This is a genomic window from Roseimicrobium gellanilyticum (assembly GCF_003315205.1).
Classification (GTDB): Bacteria; Verrucomicrobiota; Verrucomicrobiia; order Verrucomicrobiales; family Verrucomicrobiaceae; genus Roseimicrobium; species Roseimicrobium gellanilyticum.
In genome coordinates, this window is sequence record NZ_QNRR01000014.1 from 146,628 (window position 1) to 163,383 (window position 16,756).

Annotated in this window: 12 protein-coding genes; 7 read left to right on the top strand and 5 right to left on the bottom strand. The window is 59.0% G+C overall.

What is annotated here, in order from left to right; genetic code table 11:
* Window positions 1–96: 96 nt before the first annotated feature.
* From trxA to DES53_RS27910, 4 genes are all read left to right on the top strand, one after another.
* On the top strand, window positions 97–420 hold the full coding sequence (gene trxA, locus DES53_RS27895) for a thioredoxin (protein WP_113961626.1): 324 nt from the start codon (window positions 97–99) through the stop codon (window positions 418–420).
* Window positions 421–494: 74 nt separating this feature from the next.
* Window positions 495–806, top strand: coding sequence for a thioredoxin family protein (locus DES53_RS27900; RefSeq protein WP_113961627.1), 312 nt, complete (start codon window positions 495–497; stop codon window positions 804–806).
* 130 nt (window positions 807–936) lie between these two features.
* A complete protein-coding gene (locus DES53_RS27905; RefSeq protein WP_113961628.1) occupies window positions 937–1,914 on the top strand; it encodes a magnesium transporter CorA family protein in 978 nt (325 codons plus the stop codon).
* Between the two features lie 134 nt (window positions 1,915–2,048).
* Entirely contained in the window at window positions 2,049–4,013 is a 1,965-nt protein-coding gene (locus tag DES53_RS27910; protein ID WP_113961629.1) for a hypothetical protein, read from the top strand.
* 85 nt (window positions 4,014–4,098) lie between these two features.
* Here DES53_RS27910 and DES53_RS27915 read toward each other — a convergent pair whose 3' ends face one another.
* The 3 genes from DES53_RS27915 to DES53_RS27925 all read right to left on the bottom strand — a co-directional run bounded on the left by DES53_RS27915 (window position 4,099) and on the right by DES53_RS27925 (window position 8,754).
* On the bottom strand, window positions 4,099–5,088 hold the full coding sequence (locus DES53_RS27915) for a universal stress protein (RefSeq protein ID WP_170157475.1): 990 nt from the start codon (window positions 5,086–5,088) through the stop codon (window positions 4,099–4,101).
* A gap of 175 nt (window positions 5,089–5,263) precedes the next feature.
* Entirely contained in the window at window positions 5,264–6,172 is a 909-nt protein-coding gene (locus tag DES53_RS27920; protein WP_113961631.1) for an alpha/beta fold hydrolase, read from the bottom strand.
* Window positions 6,173–6,210: 38 nt separating this feature from the next.
* Window positions 6,211–8,754 carry a transglycosylase domain-containing protein gene (locus tag DES53_RS27925; protein WP_170157476.1) on the bottom strand — a complete coding sequence of 848 codons (2,544 nt, stop codon included), beginning with the start codon at window positions 8,752–8,754 and terminating at the stop codon, window positions 6,211–6,213.
* A gap of 52 nt (window positions 8,755–8,806) precedes the next feature.
* Between DES53_RS27925 and DES53_RS27930 the strand changes: the two genes are divergently transcribed.
* From DES53_RS27930 to DES53_RS27940, 3 genes are all read left to right on the top strand, one after another.
* Complete coding sequence (locus DES53_RS27930) at window positions 8,807–9,985, top strand: class I SAM-dependent methyltransferase (RefSeq protein ID WP_170157477.1); 1,179 nt, start codon at window positions 8,807–8,809, stop codon at window positions 9,983–9,985.
* Between the two features lie 75 nt (window positions 9,986–10,060).
* Window positions 10,061–11,083 (top strand): phosphatidylserine decarboxylase, encoded by a 1,023-nt coding sequence (locus DES53_RS27935; RefSeq protein WP_113961633.1) that lies wholly within the window; start codon window positions 10,061–10,063, stop codon window positions 11,081–11,083.
* A gap of 142 nt (window positions 11,084–11,225) precedes the next feature.
* The gene (locus tag DES53_RS27940) at window positions 11,226–12,713 is read left to right on the top strand and encodes a hypothetical protein (RefSeq protein WP_147263663.1); all 1,488 of its coding nucleotides are present in this window, start codon (window positions 11,226–11,228) and stop codon (window positions 12,711–12,713) included.
* Window positions 12,714–12,738: 25 nt separating this feature from the next.
* On the opposite strand, the gene DES53_RS27945 is transcribed toward DES53_RS27940, so the two are convergent.
* Together DES53_RS27945 and DES53_RS27950 are read right to left on the bottom strand one after the other, a co-directional pair.
* Window positions 12,739–15,210, bottom strand: a complete 2,472-nt coding sequence (locus tag DES53_RS27945; protein ID WP_113961635.1) for an ATP-binding protein — start codon at window positions 15,208–15,210, stop codon at window positions 12,739–12,741.
* 314 nt (window positions 15,211–15,524) lie between these two features.
* A complete protein-coding gene (locus DES53_RS27950) occupies window positions 15,525–16,538 on the bottom strand; it encodes a glycosyltransferase (protein ID WP_113961636.1) in 1,014 nt (337 codons plus the stop codon).
* Between the last annotated feature and the right edge of the window lie 218 nt (window positions 16,539–16,756).

A 16,756-nucleotide genomic window follows, 5' to 3' on the forward strand; every position in this document is an offset into this window, starting at 1 on the left:
GCCAGCATTCGCAGGGGGCGGGAGGTTTCGGTTGATCCCATGCATCCTCTCGCCACGATGTCTGCGTAACCTTCAGCAACCCTAATTCTCTTTCCCATGGCCAGCGCAAACGTCGTCAACCTCACTGATGAAACCTTTGAATCCGAGATCCAGAAGGCTGAAGTGCCCGTGGTAGTGGACTTCTGGGCGGAATGGTGCGGCCCCTGCCGTCATTTCGCACCGGTCTTCGATCAATTCGCCACCGAGAACGCCGGCAAGGTGATCGCCGCCAAGGTGGATGTAGATAGCAACCAGAACGTGGCTGCGAAGTACAACATCCGCCAGATCCCGACTCTGCTCTGGTTCAAGGGCGGCAACTTCCTCGGCCAGACCAGCGCCATGTCCAAGGACGGCCTGCTGAAGAAGCTCGAGTCGCTCTAAGCGAAGACGCGTCCTCCATTGCCGGGCGGCATGAAAACGTCGCCCGATGTGCGCACGGCGCTCCAGCAGCACCCATGATCACTCTTTCCGACGCCAATTTCGAGGCTGAGGTAGGCAGCAGTTCGCTGCCTGTGATCGTGGATGTCTGGGGTGAGAACTGCGGCTCCTGCCGTGTCATGGAGCCAGTGCTCAAACAGATTTCCGACGAGCGTGAGGGGCAGATCAAGGTCTGCAAAATGAACTTGTACGACTCTCCCCAGACGGGTCTGCGATTCAACATCCGCGCCCTGCCCACGTTCCTGTTTTTCAAGGGCGGCGAACTCGTGGCCCGTCATTCAGGCTCCATGTCCAAGGATGGACTGCTGCGCATTGGCGGGCTCCTGTGACAGATCTGTTTCCACGTTCAACTTTCACGTCCAATCAGCACGGAAAGGCGCGGTCACCCCGCGCCTTTTTCATTTCCCGGCTTGATCCCTCCTTGCTTCTCCCCACCATGCGATCCCACACCGACAACGCATGATCCGCCTCATCACAGAGCAGGGACAGCTCATCGACTGGCAGGACCAGAAGCCCCATCCCCTGCCGGACAACCTGGTCTTTCTTGATTTGCTCAACCCTGCCAGGGCGGAGGAACTGGAAGCGGAACAGTGGCTGGAGTACCAGCTCCCCACGCGGGAAGAGATGCAGGAGATCGAGGAGTCCTCGCGACTGTATTCGGAGAAGGGGGCACTCTACATGACGGCATGGGTGCCGGTGGGGTTGGACACGCCCGTACCCGAGACCTCCGCGATCACCTTCGTCGTGAGTCCGGACACGCTCACCACCGTGCGCTATGCGGACCCCATGGCCTGGCGCGTGATTGCCGACCAAGTCCGCCGTCAGCATACCCTTCCGCTCAGCAGTGACGCCGTATTCCTCACGTTGCTGGAGGCCATTGTCGCACGCATCGCAGATACCTTGCAGAATGTGGAGGCGGACTTGCGCCGCATCGCGATGGAAATCTTCCGCGTGAATCCGAACAAGACCTCCGGCGGCGAGAGTCAATGTGACCTCAATGAAGTCATCAAGCTGCTCGGCCGCCACAACAGTCTCGTGGCAAATCTTCGCGAGTGCCTGGTCAGCATCGCCCGCATGCTGCAGTACTTCCTAAACAACGCCGCCCCCTGGATGAAGGGCGAACTGGCCGCGCTCTTCCGCAGCGTGGCGCGCGACGTGAAGAGCCTCGACGACTACACGAACCAGCAAACGCAGGAGATGAGCTTCCTGCTGGATAGCACGCTGGGCCTGATCAACATCCAGCAGAACCAGATCATCAAAATCTTCACCGTGGCCAGCGTGCTCTTCATGCCTCCCACGCTGATCGCGAGCATCTACGGGATGAACGTGGGTTTGCCGATTGCAGAGAATCCCATCGCATTCTGGGCCGTGATGATCATCATCGTTCTCTCCGCCATCCTGCCCATCGTCTTCTTCAAGAAGAAGAAACTGCTGTAGGTTTCTAGAAGAGACCGTCCCTCGGCAGGCGGCACAATGGACCAGTCCAGGTCTCAAGACCGGTAGTAGGATTCCCTTGGCGGCGGCGATTCCCCTGCGGTAAGGAATCGTTTCCCCGCCCCCTTTCGTTCCGCATGTCCCTCCGCTCCGTCCGCATCCTGCTGCTCGTGCTCATCGCACTGGAGGGAGCGCTGCTGGTGTTCGGTCCCCAGGCGAAGGACCACCTCCCGGCCATCCAGGCTGCTCTGGCAGCAAAAGAGAAGCCCGACTGGGACGACGATGCGTCCATGGGCATCCGTTACGCGGCATGGATCAATCTCGTCCTGCTTCTCGTGCTTTTGGGTACTGCACAATGGTGGGCGAAACCTTTCTCGAAGGCCAAGGCCTTTGCAGCAAGAGAACCAGCAACTCCCGGAGGATCCTCCAAAGACGCAAACGGTGGATTGGCGGTGGTGCCGCTTTGGGGCATCAAGGGATTGTTTTGGCCCCTCCTCCTTGTCGCTATTGTCACCTGCATCGCCGTCCGTCTCCCACTCGCCAGCAAGAGCCTGTGGTGGGACGAGTCCTGGGTGGTGCTGCAGGTCTCCCATGGCAAGTGGCGGCCAGATGCCAAAAAGCCGGGTCAGCTCAAGTTCGTCGAACACGATTGGAAACGCTGTGCCTTCTACTACCAGAAGCCCACGAATCACGTGCCGATGTCCCTGGCGCAGAAGGCCAGCTTCACGATTTCACGGGCCTTGACGCACACGAAGCCCGGCGAGTTTTCCGACCTCGCGGCCCGCATGCCGGCGCTGATTGCTTCCGCAGCGGCTGTCCTATTGCTCGCGCTGCTACTACGGAGATGGGGATTTGAGGGAGCTGGCATTGTTGCGGCTTTCCTGCTGGCGCTTCATCCGTGGTACATTCGCTACGGGGTGGATGCGCGAGCCTATGCCCTTGTCGTGCCCCTGTGCATCGCTGGCATGTTCGCGGTGACGCGCATCTTCCAGACGCGCGGATACAACGTACTCCCCTGGGTCGCTTGGGGGGCCATCGAGTTTGTCTGGCTGTGGGCCTATCCGAATGCGGCGGTCGATGTCACGGTGTTGAATCTTCTGCTCGCCTATGGAGTGCAGCGCTACAACGACATGCCGTGGCAGACCCTCGTGCGTTTGGCCGTGACAAATGTTTTCGCGGCGATGGCCTTCATCCAGATGTTCCTGCCGAACTTCATGCAGGCCACACGCTGGGCAGGCAATGAAACGGTCTCCCAGCCACTTACTCAAGCCTTGTTCAACAGTACCTTGAGTCAGGTGCTCCTTGGAGTGGAACTCGCCTGGCCTCCTACCGTGGAAGCAGCGGGCCTGGTGTCCAGCACACCCGGTATTGGGATGGCCAGTTTTGATGGAGCCATCTGGCTGCTGCTTGCCCTCCTCGTCATCCTTCCCTTCGCAAGGCATCGGTTTGCTCCGAAGGGGTCGAATGGGCCATGGTGGGTTCTCAGCAACCTGTTCTTCAGCACCAGCCTCTTCATGCTGATTGTGCGGAGTACCGGCTCCTACTTCTATCCGCGCTTCATCATCGCGGCGCTACCCTGCCTCATCGCCATCGTGTGCCTGCTGGTGGCTGAGGCCGTTCGGAAATCAGAACCCAAAGGACTGCCTGCTTGGTTGCCTCACCTGCGCCGATGGGTCGCCGTGCTGCTGGCATTGGGCCTGGCGATTCAGGTCTTTCCGTTTTGGAAGGCGCAAATCGAGGTGCTTGGATCTCGTCCGTACGCACCCCTCAGGGATGTGGCGACATACGTAGACACGCAACCGGCGCAACGGAAGGACGGACAGCAATTCCTGGTCGTTTGCTACGGTCATGGCCACGAAACCCTCCCCGTCTACCTGCCCACCGTGGCCAGCGCTGTTTCCAAGTCAGAACTGGAAAAGTACATGACCCAGGCTCGCGCAGAAAAGCGGGGCCTGCTTGTGATCCAAGGTCACACCGGGCACAACCGCAGCCTCATTCCTGACGGCTTCCAGCTTCTTGATGACAGCAAGCTTTTCAGGGAGATCAAGGCCTTCGCGGGGATCGATCCCGAATTCTATTACCGGGTGTATGAGATGGAGTGAGGGATGGAAACAGTGATGGCGGAGGAGTCGTCCAAGACTCAGCCGCCATCTCGCATCACTTCCTATCCCACCACATGTCACCACGCTATGCCATCGGCACCGTGGCTGGAGGGAAGGCACTCTCGTGCTCGTCCTTCGTTTCCTGGAGGCCGGACGTCTCGACCTGCATTTCAATAGGAAGCTCAAAGCCATCCGGCTTTACGGTAAGCATGGAGCACGGAGCATGTGTCACCACCTTCTCGGCGGTGGTGCCGATCAGCAGGGTGCGCAGGTTGGTCTTCCCCCGGGTTCCGAGCACCACCAGATCTGTCTTGGTAAGGTTCATGTGCTCGAGGATGCCTTCCCGTACATTCGCCCGATCCTTCACGAAGGAGTTCCATGTCAGGGTGCTTGGTGCCGTACGCATCAGGGGCCGGAGGAATCCATCCATCTCGTGCTCCCAATGCGCAAGGCCCTGCGGATCCACAGCTGTGAGAGGCGGGGCAAATCCGTTGTAGTCCATGGTGAGCGCCAGCACGGATTGATTGATGAGGAGGCAGTCCAGCATGGCGCCATCCAGCTCTGCCACGTTGCGTGCGGCAGTGACTGCCTTGGCCGAGGTCTCGGAAAGATCCACGCAGGCAGTGATGTGGCGGAATGGACCATCCATGCCCTCACGCACCAGCAGCACGTCTGCAGGAGCCTTGCGCATGCACTTGCTGGCCACCGAACCGATATCATTGGGCCCATGCTCAGAACCACGTGTCCCCAAGACGATGAGGTCTGCATCGAGGCGGTGCCGGGCGCCGATGAGCGCCTGGAAGGCATTGCCAACATCTAGTTCAATGCGCAGATGGTCGGAAGGGACGCCGGCATCTGCGATGAAATCCACCACTGTCTTATCGACGTGCTGGAAAAGGTCGAGATCATTCCAGTGATGCGCTTCCTTCATGGACTCGGCCAGCTTCGGATCGATCACATGCATGACAGTGACTGGGGTCTTGCCAGGGGAGGCGATGCGCGCAGCCGCATGCAGGGCGGCACGGCTTCCTGGTGAAAAATCGACCCCAACAAGGATGTGCTGGTAGGTCTTCATGGGATGAATGGGAAAGGGGTTTTCAACTGATGATGCCACCGGGGTGTACCTCACCCGCATTGCAGCTTTCTCTCATCCTGATTCGCATAGGGCAAAACTCGCGGATGGCCTGGCGCAGCGAAGCTCATGGGCGGCTTTCCTGCGTCCGCAGATTGCCCGAATGCTCAACGTCTGCTTACTTCATCCACTCCTTGAGGATCGAAAACGTTGTCTCTTGCTTCTCCAGCAAAAAGAAGTGTCCAGCCTCCGGAATGAGGTTGGCCCGCACGAGCCCTCCGCGCGCCCGTGCCTGTTGCACGCCGCGGTTAAAATAGCCATTCGAAACAAACTCCTCCTTCTCACCGGCGAGGAAGCACACATCCATGCCCTTCGTAAATTCCGTGAGCACCGTGTCTGGGGCGTATGCCGCGAGGCAAATCAGGCGTTTCCAGTCTTGAGGTGTGTCCGCGTACACCTTGCACGCCCCAAATCCACCTGCGGAGAGTCCCATGAGCACGGGCCTTGGCAATGATGTTCCTGTCACCGAAATAGTCCTGGTGATCGCCTCCTTCACATAAGCCGGAGGAATGTTCCCTGTGCTCATCCCATACGCTGGGCAGATGATCACTGCTTCAGGAAAGGCCTCCACGAGGACGTGCAGGCACCAGAGAAAGCTGCCGCCGTAGCCATGCAGGAAAACGATGCAGTTCGTGTCCTGTGTCACCTCGTTCGGCACGTACACGGTAGCCAGACCTTCCCTGGGTTTCGCTTCGCTATAGCAGTAGGGCAGCGCAGTGGGAGCTCGTTGAAACAGGGCGTCGCCTGCCATGAGCCTGTATCGCTCTGCCGTGAGGCGCTGTAGTTTCTCAGCATCCGCCTTCGACAGCCCGAGCATCTGGGGCTGGCTCAAGCTCAATGAGACGATGGCCGCCTCCGGCAAGGTTTGCACGGCAAGGCGGAAGGCCGGCAACCAGTCGCCCGCGCTGCCGCTGAGCTTCACGGGTGGTGCTGCGTGCGCACTCTCCCAGCGCACCTGCACCACCCTCTGCGCTGTGGCTGTGGTGCAGCCGCAGATCAGCGCGAGACAGCAAAGGACGGCACGCATGTATTTCTCATATCATGCCGCTCGGATTCCTCCAAGCACTAGTCCAGCTTGAGCGGGGGGGGTGGAGCCAGTTTGATCGGGCTTTGCGGCTGGCCTTCCTCTTCCATCACAGGTACGGCTCGTGGCACGACCTCTCCACTCTCATCCACAGGCTCCGCACGCAGGACGGGCAGCTCAGCATTGTAGGGATCATTGCCAATCACCGTGAGTCCCTTCATGCGGACGGAGGGCACGTTGAAGGCTGCAGGATTCATGGGGACAGTCTCCTGGGGCACATCCACACCAATGAGCATGCTCGCGAGTCCCGGGCCGCCGGTACGGTGAACATTGCAGTAGGTCTCAAAGTTCGACCCGGGCCGTATCACTTCTCGGTGCGTGCATCGCACCGCTTTCATGCCACCATTGACCGTGTCCGGCACCTTTTCATAGCAGGAGTCCACCGCCCGCAGACCGCTCTTGTTGCAGATCTCCACGAGCTGCGCCTCCTGGGGTGGCGCAATCTCCTCCGTCTTGTAGTCCTTCGACGCGGCGTTCATCGCGTCTGACCAGATGGGCAGTGCAATGCGATTGCTGAAGGCACCCTCATAGATGGGTTTCTGCTGGTCAAAGCCGCACCACACACCACATGTGACGGAGCTGGTGTAGCCCAAGAACCAAAGGTCCTTGAATTCATACGCCGTGCCCGTCTTGCCTGCGGCCGGGAAATCTTTGAGGCCAAACTCATCACGCGCCGGCCGTCCGGTGCCGCGATCGAGTGCCTCCACCAGGCAGGAGTGAGTCTGGTATGCCGCGATTTCATCCATCACCGGCACCAGGGGTTCCTCATCCTCTTTGATCTGGTAGATGACCTTTCCTTTGTCATCCGTGATGCGATGGATCAGCGTCAATTCTTTCGGACGTTTGCCCTTGTTGGGGAAGGTGCTGTAGGCCAGCACCATTTCATCCAGCTTGGCCTCGCTCACTCCCAGGAAGCTGCTCGGATAGTCACGCACAGGAGACTTGATGCCGGCACGGGCAACCAGATCCTTCACCGAAGGCAGACCAATTTCCAGCCCCAATCGCGCCGTCGCGGCGGTGCGGCTCTGCACCAAGGATTCACGCAGGGAAATGGTATCTCCATACACGGTCTCTTCCTGCTCAGTACCCCACTCCCCAAGTCGTCCGTCGAAGCCGCCAATCATCACCAGACGATTGTTGATGGGCTTGTCCTCCATCAACCCCGGCGGGTAGTACTGCGGTTTTTCAAAAGCGGCGGCATAGACAAAGGGCAGGAACGCCGTGCCCGTCGGGCGACGGGTCTGCAACGCACGGTTGAACATGCTGTCGAGGAAATCACGCCCACCCACCATGGCAAGCACGGAGCCGTCATGATTGTCGATCACCAGAGCAGCCGCCTGCAGATATTGCGGTGCGGGAATGGGCGTATTCGCGGGGATCTCCTTCGAGGCGATGCGCTTCTTCGCCAGATCCTTGATCTGGTGATACAGCTCATAGGTCTGGTGGGTATAACCGGGCCGCTGCTCCACCTCAGAAAGACGCTGACGGACGGACGCCTCCACCGCGCGCTGTAGTTTCGCGTCCACCGTGGCATAGATGTGGAAGCCGCCCGACTGCGCAGCCTCTTCACCGATGATTCCGATGGCCTGCTGGCGGATCTCCTCAGTCACATGGCTCAGGCGGGTAACGTTGTCCGGGGGATTCGTCACCACGGGCATGGCCTTGTACTGCTCTGCTTCGGCTTTTGAAAGGAGCCCCTCCTCGCGCATGCGATCGAGCACGTGGTCGCGGGCCTTCTTCGCACGATCTGGATAGCGCAGCGGTTCGAGGTTGTTCGGGCTCTTGATGATGCCGCAGATGAGGGCGCTTTCTTCCAGGCTGAGATCCTTCACGTCCTTGCCGAAATAACCCTGTGCCGCCGCCTGGATGCCGTAGAAGTTTCGACCAAAGAAGATCCGGTTCAGATACATCTCAAGGATCTCGGACTTCGTGTACTTCTCCTCGATGCGCTCCGCGATGAACCACTCCACGATCTTGCGCGTGTAACGTGCGTTCTTATCCCCGGCTTTTTCGAGTTCCTTGAGCTTGAAAGCATCTCGGGCGAGCTGCTGCGTGATGGTGCTCGCGCCCTGGGTTTCTTCACCCGCCTTGTAGTTGAGATACATGGCGCGCACGACACCCACCATGTCCACACCCTTGTGGCGGAAGAAACGCTCATCCTCCTGGGCAGTCAGCGCATCGATCAACCGAAGCGGCACCTGCTCGAATTTGATGGGCGTGCGGTTCAGCACAAAAATGCGGCCCAGTTCATCACCACGTCGATCGTAGATGAGACTGGCTTTTTCGATCTTGTGGAGATCCGCCAGATCGAAGGTTTCCGCTTGCTCGCGCAGCGGGGCGAGAATCGCCATGACAACACCCATGGCAGTGACGCCGGTGACGAGGCAAATGATGGCCAGAATGGCGAACCATTTGCGCCGGTAGATGGGCACGCGCCTGCGGACGACATTGCCTTTCCCGCGTTTGGACGGAGGCACCTTGCCTCCGAGCTGGCGGGCGATGGGGTTCACTTCAGGCTCAGGCATTTGGGGGCTGTTTGCGTTGCGATGGGGAAGGAGTATAGCCCCATACCGAGATATGGCCAACGCAAACCCTGTGCCGTCAGCCCAAGTACTTATTCGCAACCGGATTGCCGCCGCAGCTGCCGGTCGCCTCCCGTGGGCGGAGGTCATGCAGATTGCCCTGTACGAGCCCGGGATGGGGTACTACCGCCAGGGAGTGCGCAAGATTGGCCGCGAGGGCGATTTCTACACCAGCGTCAGCGCGGGGCCGCTCTTCGGCCAACTGCTGGCGGAGCAGGCCCGGCAAGTATGGGCGGCCATGGGCCGACCAGACGAGTTCACGCTCATCGAACAGGGAGCCCACGATGGTACCTTGGCGCGGGATGTCCTCGTCGGCTGTCAGGAACTCGACCCGGATTTCGCCGGGATTGTGCGGTATGTGCTAATCGAGCCGGACACCGGTCTCCGGGAGGCCCAACAAAGCACCCTTGCCCAGCACGCCCGCGTGACTTGGGTTTCTGAACTGGCCGGGCTCCCCTCCTCCCCCGCCGCACTCTTCCTTTGCAATGAACTGCTGGACGCCTTCCCCGTGCACCGGGTGCGCTGGGATGGGTCAGCGTGGCGGGAGTTGTGGGTGGCTCTGGATCCTCCAGGGGATGCCCCCTCTTCGGCCAAGCCACCCTTGCAGTTCGTAGAGGCTGAGCTCAGTCATGCCGCACTCGAAGCCCGTACCGCAGCGTTGGGCACGGCTTTCCCCACGGGCTACACCACTGAGATCTGCCTCGCGGTGGATGCCTGGGTGGAGTCGCTGGCCGCAGCACCCTTTGCCGGTGCGGTGCTCGTACTCGACTATGGGATGCCCGACACCGAGTACTACGCCCCCGGGAGGACCGATGGCACCCTGCGCCGCTACTTCCATCATCGCATGGATGACAAGGTCCTCGACGATCTTTGCGAAGCGGATCTCACGGCTGACGTCAACTTCACTTGTGTTGTCAAAACCGCGGAGAAAACTGGCTTGGAACTTGCGTCGTTTATCGAACAAGGACGCTATCTGACAAAACTTTTCGCCGACACCCTTTCCTCCCGACCGATGTCCATGGACGCCGCCACCAAGCGCCAGTTCCACACCTTGACCCACCCCGGAATCCTGGGTCGTAACTTCCATGCGCTGCTCCTCGCCAAGGGGGTGCCAGCAGCCCGCTTCCTGCCCCCGAACGAACAGGAAGCAGGGCGTCGGCGATTGGGGCTGTAACCTTGGCAGAGTTTTTCCGAACTCATCCTTGCCTCCAATTGCGCTTAGCTTTCTCCATCCCCCTTGGTCCCTTCAATGAGCCCCACATCCGAGCCAGTCGAGTTTTTCAACCGCTACACCGGGAAGACCGAGACTGAGGACATCTACGGCGAAGGGTTTTTGCGCTGGGCCTACGAGAGCAAGGCCGGACGTGCCGCACTATCCACGCTTGTGAAGCGGAAACTCTTCTCGTCTTGGTACGGGTGGCGCATGTCCCAACCCGCCAGCCGCTCCCGGGTGCTGCCGTTTGTGGAAAAGTATGGCATCAAACGCGAGGAGATGGCGGGCGAGGCGGAGTACTATCCCACCTTCAATGCTTTCTTTGCCCGGAAATTGAAACCCGCCGCGCGGCCTATTGCAGGGGACCCAGACACGGTGGTCTTCCCAGCGGACGGACGCCACTTCGCCATTCCCGATATTGCGGCGAGCGACGGCATCTTTGTGAAAGGCATCCCGTTTGATTTGCCTGCCTTGCTTCGCGATGACGCTCTCGCGCAAAAGTTTGCTCACGGCTCCATGATCATCTCGCGGCTATGCCCGGTGGACTACCATCGATTCCACTTTCCGTGCGCCGGCGTGCCGAGCGAGGCAAAACTCATCAATGGCCCGCTCTACTCGGTGAGTCCCATTGCCCTCCGTCAACGTCCTACCATCCTGTGGGAGAACAAGCGCTACCTCGTCCGCCTGCAAACCGAGGAGTTTGGCGAAGTCCTGTTGCTCGAAGTCGGCGCCACATGCGTGGGTACGGTGAAGCAGACCTATCGTCCCGGCGAGCGTGTGACCAAGGGCCAGGAGATGGGTTACTTCATCTTCGGTGGCTCCTGTTTCATCACGGTCTTTGAGCAGGGCCGGGTGCAACTCGCGCCGGATCTGCTGGAACACAGTGCACAGGGACGTGAGGTGTACTCGCGCATTGGGGATGTGGCGGCCACGGTCCCGGGCAAGGCCGCGGAGAAAGAGTCTCTCGCCTCTACGACTGAGCCAGGGTTCACGGAAGGAGATGCACCCGTGGAAGTGGGTGCAATCGATCCGACAGCGGGCGCAGCCTCGGAGATCTGATCTTCAGAGTCCCAAGGGCTCCCATGTGGTAGGATCATCTCGATGGATGTTTCTTCCGAATGACTTCTCGATGCGGCTTCGCTAGGTTTCACCAATGAAGTGGACGCGGCGAATTTTGATCGGGCTGCTCATTTTCACTGGGATGCTTATCGCACTCTGGTGGGAGGAGAACTGGCGTGGGCAAAAGTTGTGGGAAGAGTCGTGCGCCCGCCTTCGAGCTGCGGGCGAGCCCGTGGAGATCGCAGACATTATTCCTCCGATGATTCCAGACGAGGAGAATGTAGCTGCCGCGCCGATCTTTGCGGAACTTTTCGGCGATCCGGAGGCTGCTCGACTTCCCAAGATTTCCCGATCTTTGCCAACACAGGTTGGAAAGGCGATCCAGTCCGGGAATCGGGGGATATCCCCTGACGATTTGACAGTTCTGGAGGAATATCGGAACGACCTGCGCGAGCGGTTCCCACGAGACGTTCCCGACACAGCCATGAGCGCAGCGGACGAAATACTGCACTATCTCAAAAGGTGGGACGTGGATTATCAGGAGATGCTTTCCGCCTTAGAGCGGCCCAGATGCCGCTGGCCTCTGGACTATGAAAGTGGTGTGAAAATGGACTCCCCACACCTGGTTCCTCTGGTTGGTTTTACAAACTTCATGCGGCTTCGACTGCTGGCTCTCGCGGCAAACGACGACGGCGAGCAGTACACGAGGAACCTCGTCGCCATGATGAAGCTCGATCGGACGATAGGCGAGCGGCCTCAGTCGTGGCTTGCACAATTGGTTTCTAACGCGATGGCCACCGTCACGTTTAACACATGGCAGCAGACACTTGCTCGTGTACATCTCAATGACGAGCAACTCAAGCTGCTGCAGGACGAGGTTTCCAAGTACTCCTTGGAAAGTGTGCGTCTGGCCTTGCAAAACGAGCATGTGATCGGAGCGGAGACGTTTCGCAAGCTGAGTGGGGCAGAGATGGTGGAATGGATGGATGAGCTGGACTGGATGCCGAGTGCAAATGGGAAAGCAATGCAGGAGATCAAACGTGGTGTTTTCCGCGCGGGAATGCTCCTGCGCCCGCAGGGCTGGACATTGGCGGAAGCTGCACTGGGACAGGACTTCTCTTTTGATGAAGAGCTCCCTTGTGTCGATCCCGTTCGCGGTGTCATTGATGCAGCCAGAGTCGAGTCGTCGAGGCTCAAGGGAGAGCAACTGAAGAGTTCACTGTCCTGGTTCTCCATGGGACGGCATGCTCAGAATCTTGCGACGTTTTCCTCACTTATGGAAAGGACATCGCGAGTGCATGCACAAGCAAGGCTGGCACTCCTCTGGTGTGCGATCGAGCGGTGTCGGTTGCGGCATGGGAAGCTACCGCCCTCTACAGAGGCACTCGTACCAGAGTTTCTTGCTGCACTTCCGGTGGACGTCATGAGCGGAGGAGCGATTCGTTTCTCTCCCAAGCAAGGCGATAGCTATGTTCTCTATTCGTCGAGTTGGAATCGTGGTCACATCCGCAAGAGTTCCACCGATGGCCCTGCCAAGGACGACTGGACTTGGCCGTCCGAGCCAACCTTGTTGAAGACAGAGGCAGAGGGCAAATCCGAACCAGGATCCACGACAGGCCGCAAGCGCTGACGTCGTCTGGTCTGTCGACTCGTCACTACCTCCCCACCCACAGGATCCCCACCGCATTCGGGGTGATGTTCTTCTTCATGGGAGTGAGCTTCGCCACTTCGAAGGTCAACGCTGTGGGATCATACTGGTCGCGGATCTTTTGGGTTTCATCCGTGAGCTGCTGATCCAATGCCTTGAGCTCTTCGCGGTAGCGCTCGACTTCCTGTTCCGCGTTGGCGACGTCGCGCGATTCGCGGAAGACACTGCCTGCCCGATTGACGTTGGTCGCGCTCACGACGCTGGACTTCCTGCCGAAGAGAGCGCCGAGCAGCGAGGTGCCAATCGTGGCAGCCGCGCTCCATTTTGCGCTGCTGGCCTGAGCTTTCTGCGCATCAACCTTCTGCATGGCGCGCGTAGCCTTGTCCTCAATCGACTTCGCCTGCTTCATCATCGTGGCGCGGAGCTCTTCCACTGCTTTGTCGCGAAGCTCACGGGCCACTTGTGAAACACGCACCCGGAAGTCGGCTTCGCTTTCACCGAAGTTGGAATAGGCTTCCAGCAGGGGACTGTATCGAATCTCAGCTTCGTAGTTGGCATAGACCCAGTTGGTCAGATCCTTTTCGATGGCTTTCCAAGTGGCGGCCTTTTGTGCAGCACTCGGCAGATCACCAAAGGAGGCGCCATCTTCAGGGTCACGATCCAGAGTGGTGAGATCGATGTCGCGTGGCACATCCAGGAACTTGTCCCAATTCACCTTGGCGTTGGCGGCGTCGATTTCGTTGACCAGTGTCACCGTGGCGCGACCACTGATCTTCTTCTTGGCGTCATTGAAGAGGACCGTGGCGGAGCGCAGCATGGCGGGTACATAGTTGGACCCCTTCTCGCTCTGGAAGTACTCCACGGCGGGCTCGGGCAGCTTGGGGCGGAAGCCGGAGCCGGCAGCGGGCGCTTCGCTCGTCTCATCCTCCTCGCTTGAAGGTGGCAGGAAGCCCGCATCTTCATCATCTGCCTTCTTCTGCTTGGGCAGGGGCGGTGGTCCGGACTTCGCGGTTTTCTTCAGCGTGGAGCTCTGCATCAGCGCTGCAAAGGCCTCTCGCTTCGGGTCTACGAGCGACTTGATTTGATTGCGCGACAGCGGGCCGCGCAGATAGGTCATGACCCAGCGCACATTGAAGACCACGGGATGATCTTCGTGCACGTTGTTCATGAGGAAGACGCGGTTGCCCAAGGCGGAGAGGAGTGTTTCCATCTCACTGCGATTGAACTTGGCGTTCTGCGAGCTGGCAGCGCCTTCCAGGCCATCGAGCACGCGGGCTTTGTCGCGCTCCGTCTGGAGGCGGCCTAGGAACCAGGTGCCGATGTTGGAGAGGGCCTTGTAATCGAGGTCCACCGGGTTCTGCGTTGCCAGGAGAATGCCGAGGCCGAAGGCACGGGCCTGCTTGAGCAGGATCATCATCGGCTTCTTACTCGGCGGATTCGCGGTGGGCGGCAGGTAACCAAAGATTTCGTCCATGTAGAGCATGGCACGAAGACTGGTGGTGCCGGATTGCTGGCGCATCCAGCCCAGGGTCTCGTTGAGCAGCAAGCTCACGAAGAACATGCGCTGCTCATCACTGAGGTGTGCAATGCTGAAGATGCTGACGCGTGCCTTGCCCTCAGGAGTATAGAGCATTTTCTGGATGTCCAGCGGCACGCCCTGCAGCCAGCTTGCGAAGCTGGGGGAAGCAATGAGGTTGTTCAACTTCATCGCCACCTCGATGCGCTTCTTCTCCGAGAGGAAATCATCGACCGCAACTACACCGACCTTTTCGAAAGGCGGCTGCTGCACGAGATGCACGAGGCTTTCAAGAGTGACGTCCTGCCCCTTCGCCCAACAATGGGTGAAGATGTTTGCGAGGAGGATGTGCTGTGGGGACTGTACGGGGTCTCCCTCAACGCCGGCGAGGCTGAGGAGGCTGGTGGAGCAACTCTCCACACGCTCCTGGAAGATTTCAGCGTCCTCGATGATCTCCGCCGGCGGCGCGGCGAGCGAGGCGACAATGCTGACAGGAATGCCAGCGCTGCTTCCGGGGGTGAAGATGTTGATATCCACCTTCTCGCGAAGCTTCTGGATGCGTTCCGCGCTCTGCCCCCACTCTCCAAGTCCCTTGGCCCAGAGCTGAGCCTGGGCGGTGGCGTATTCGGTGACGGATTGCCCCTTCTTCTGGGCGTCTTCCGGATTCACCCAGGGTTCGAACTCACTGCCTTGGAGGTTGGGAAACTGCAGAAGGAAATTTGCGATGTCACCCTTCGGGTCGATGGCGAGCACAGGAATGCCGTCCATGGCGGCTTCTTCCAGAAGCGCGAGGCAGAGGCCTGTCTTTCCTGAGCCGGTCATGCCCAGCACGACGCCGTGCGTCACCAGGTCCTTGGAGTCGTAGAGGACAAGATTGTCCTTAAGGGCTTTGGTCGCGACGTCGTACTCACGACCGAGGTAGAAGGTGCCGGGCTGCTCGTAAACTTCCGGTTTTATTTCCATGGGGAGGAGGGGTGTTGGAAATCCGGTTTAACTGCAAAGCGCAATTCGCTCAATGCTTTTCCTGTGAAGGAACCTGTATGGAGTAGCAGGTGCGAGATAGACCCTAGGTCGGTGGGAGATGCCATGCGACCCCTGCCATCGGCGGGAGAACCGCCTGTTTATCAACCACGAGGGCGCTGGACCAACCTCCGCCGTCCTCCAAACCTGGGTTGGAGAGTGTTGGGGCAGCGCCTGAACCCTGACAAGGCTACCGGTGCACCTTGCGCATGCGCTGCACCACAGGGGAAATTGCAGCCAGCACCAATCCGCCAACCTTAAGTGACCGCTCGAGGTGGGCTCGCTGCGACAGCGCAGATTTCTGCGGTGCGTTCGTCCAAGAACCTCGAGACTTCGGGATATGCACTGACGGACCTCATGAGCCGGAACATGCGGAGCGGCCGCTTGACCCAAGATGCAGCGAAGAAGAGCCAATCGATCATCGTCGCGTGCCGGAAGAGAAACTTGAGCTTCCCTGCCAATATGGAGGCAATCACCAAGGTATTCGAGGAGCGCACCGGCCACCCCTGCGCGTTTTTCCAAACCTGCGCATAGTAGGTGTCGCTTGCATTGACATGGCGCAGAAAGCTCCGAGCCAAAAGGATGCTCGCTTGGGTGTCTTCCGTAATCGTGGTTTTGCGGGCTGTCTGGCGCGTTAAGGCAAAGTTGGCGAGGACTTCAGGCTCCAGGATCAGCGGCCCTGGATAGAGGCGCTCACGTGCTGGATCGATGGCGAAAAACGGAAGGGTTTCAGGCACAGGCCTTGTCGTGAAGGAACTCGTTCTCACCACCATGGATCCGATTGAATGGAGAGCCTGGTAAACCTGCTTTGGGTCGGCCCACTTGAACACAAACGGTTCACGGTAGATTTCACGGTCCCACACGGTCCTGTCGGTTTTCTCCCACGTGCCGTCATCCTGTTCCTTCCAATACCTCATATTGGCCCAAGCCAAGCTCGCCTCCGGACTGGTTTCGAGCAGTGCCATGAGACGCTCGAGCAGCCTGGGTTCCCACCAGTTGTCGTCTTCAAGAATGCTGAAGAAGGGCTCGGAGATGGGTTTAAAGAACAGATTGAATGATTTTACGGGCCCGTAGTTTTGGGGATGAGGCCGGTAGATGAAACGGGGATCGTTGAGCTCTTTTACCAGTTCACCCGGAAAGGGGTCATCGGGGGCATCGTTGTGAAGTTCGCACACCCAATCTTGGAAGGTTTGCTCCAGCAAGCTGGAGAGGGCGCGCCGCAGCAGTTCGTTTCTGCGATAGGTTGTCAGATAAACTCTACACTTGGCCATATCTCATGGGGAAGGCGGATGCAATACGTCGTACCGGCTCTTGCGATTTGGAAGATTGGCAATGGCCTGGGGAGAGACGAACGGGCAGCATTCAGGCACTTGATTGTGTGTGCTGTAAAGCAACAAGGCCGTTCCATTTCTGGAACGGCCTTGAATGAAATAAACTGGCGACTGCCTACTTTTGCGTGACCTTTCGTCAGGCTATCATCGGCTTTGCA

Bases quoted from the DNA above. Each gene is read 5' to 3' on its own strand.
- trxA (WP_113961626.1), top strand. From the start codon at position 97: ATGGCCAGCGCAAACGTCGTCAACCTCACTGATGAAACCTTTGAATCC.
- DES53_RS27900 (WP_113961627.1), top strand. From the start codon at position 495: ATGATCACTCTTTCCGACGCCAATTTCGAGGCTGAGGTAGGCAGCAGT.
- DES53_RS27905 (WP_113961628.1), top strand. From the start codon at position 937: ATGATCCGCCTCATCACAGAGCAGGGACAGCTCATCGACTGGCAGGAC.
- DES53_RS27910 (WP_113961629.1), top strand. From the start codon at position 2,049: ATGTCCCTCCGCTCCGTCCGCATCCTGCTGCTCGTGCTCATCGCACTG.
- DES53_RS27915 (WP_170157475.1), bottom strand. From the start codon at position 5,088: ATGAAGACCTACCAGCACATCCTTGTTGGGGTCGATTTTTCACCAGGA.
- DES53_RS27920 (WP_113961631.1), bottom strand. From the start codon at position 6,172: ATGCGTGCCGTCCTTTGCTGTCTCGCGCTGATCTGCGGCTGCACCACA.
- DES53_RS27925 (WP_170157476.1), bottom strand. From the start codon at position 8,754: ATGCCTGAGCCTGAAGTGAACCCCATCGCCCGCCAGCTCGGAGGCAAG.
- DES53_RS27930 (WP_170157477.1), top strand. From the start codon at position 8,807: ATGGCCAACGCAAACCCTGTGCCGTCAGCCCAAGTACTTATTCGCAAC.
- DES53_RS27935 (WP_113961633.1), top strand. From the start codon at position 10,061: ATGAGCCCCACATCCGAGCCAGTCGAGTTTTTCAACCGCTACACCGGG.
- DES53_RS27940 (WP_147263663.1), top strand. From the start codon at position 11,226: ATGCTTATCGCACTCTGGTGGGAGGAGAACTGGCGTGGGCAAAAGTTG.
- DES53_RS27945 (WP_113961635.1), bottom strand. From the start codon at position 15,210: ATGGAAATAAAACCGGAAGTTTACGAGCAGCCCGGCACCTTCTACCTC.
- DES53_RS27950 (WP_113961636.1), bottom strand. From the start codon at position 16,538: ATGGCCAAGTGTAGAGTTTATCTGACAACCTATCGCAGAAACGAACTG.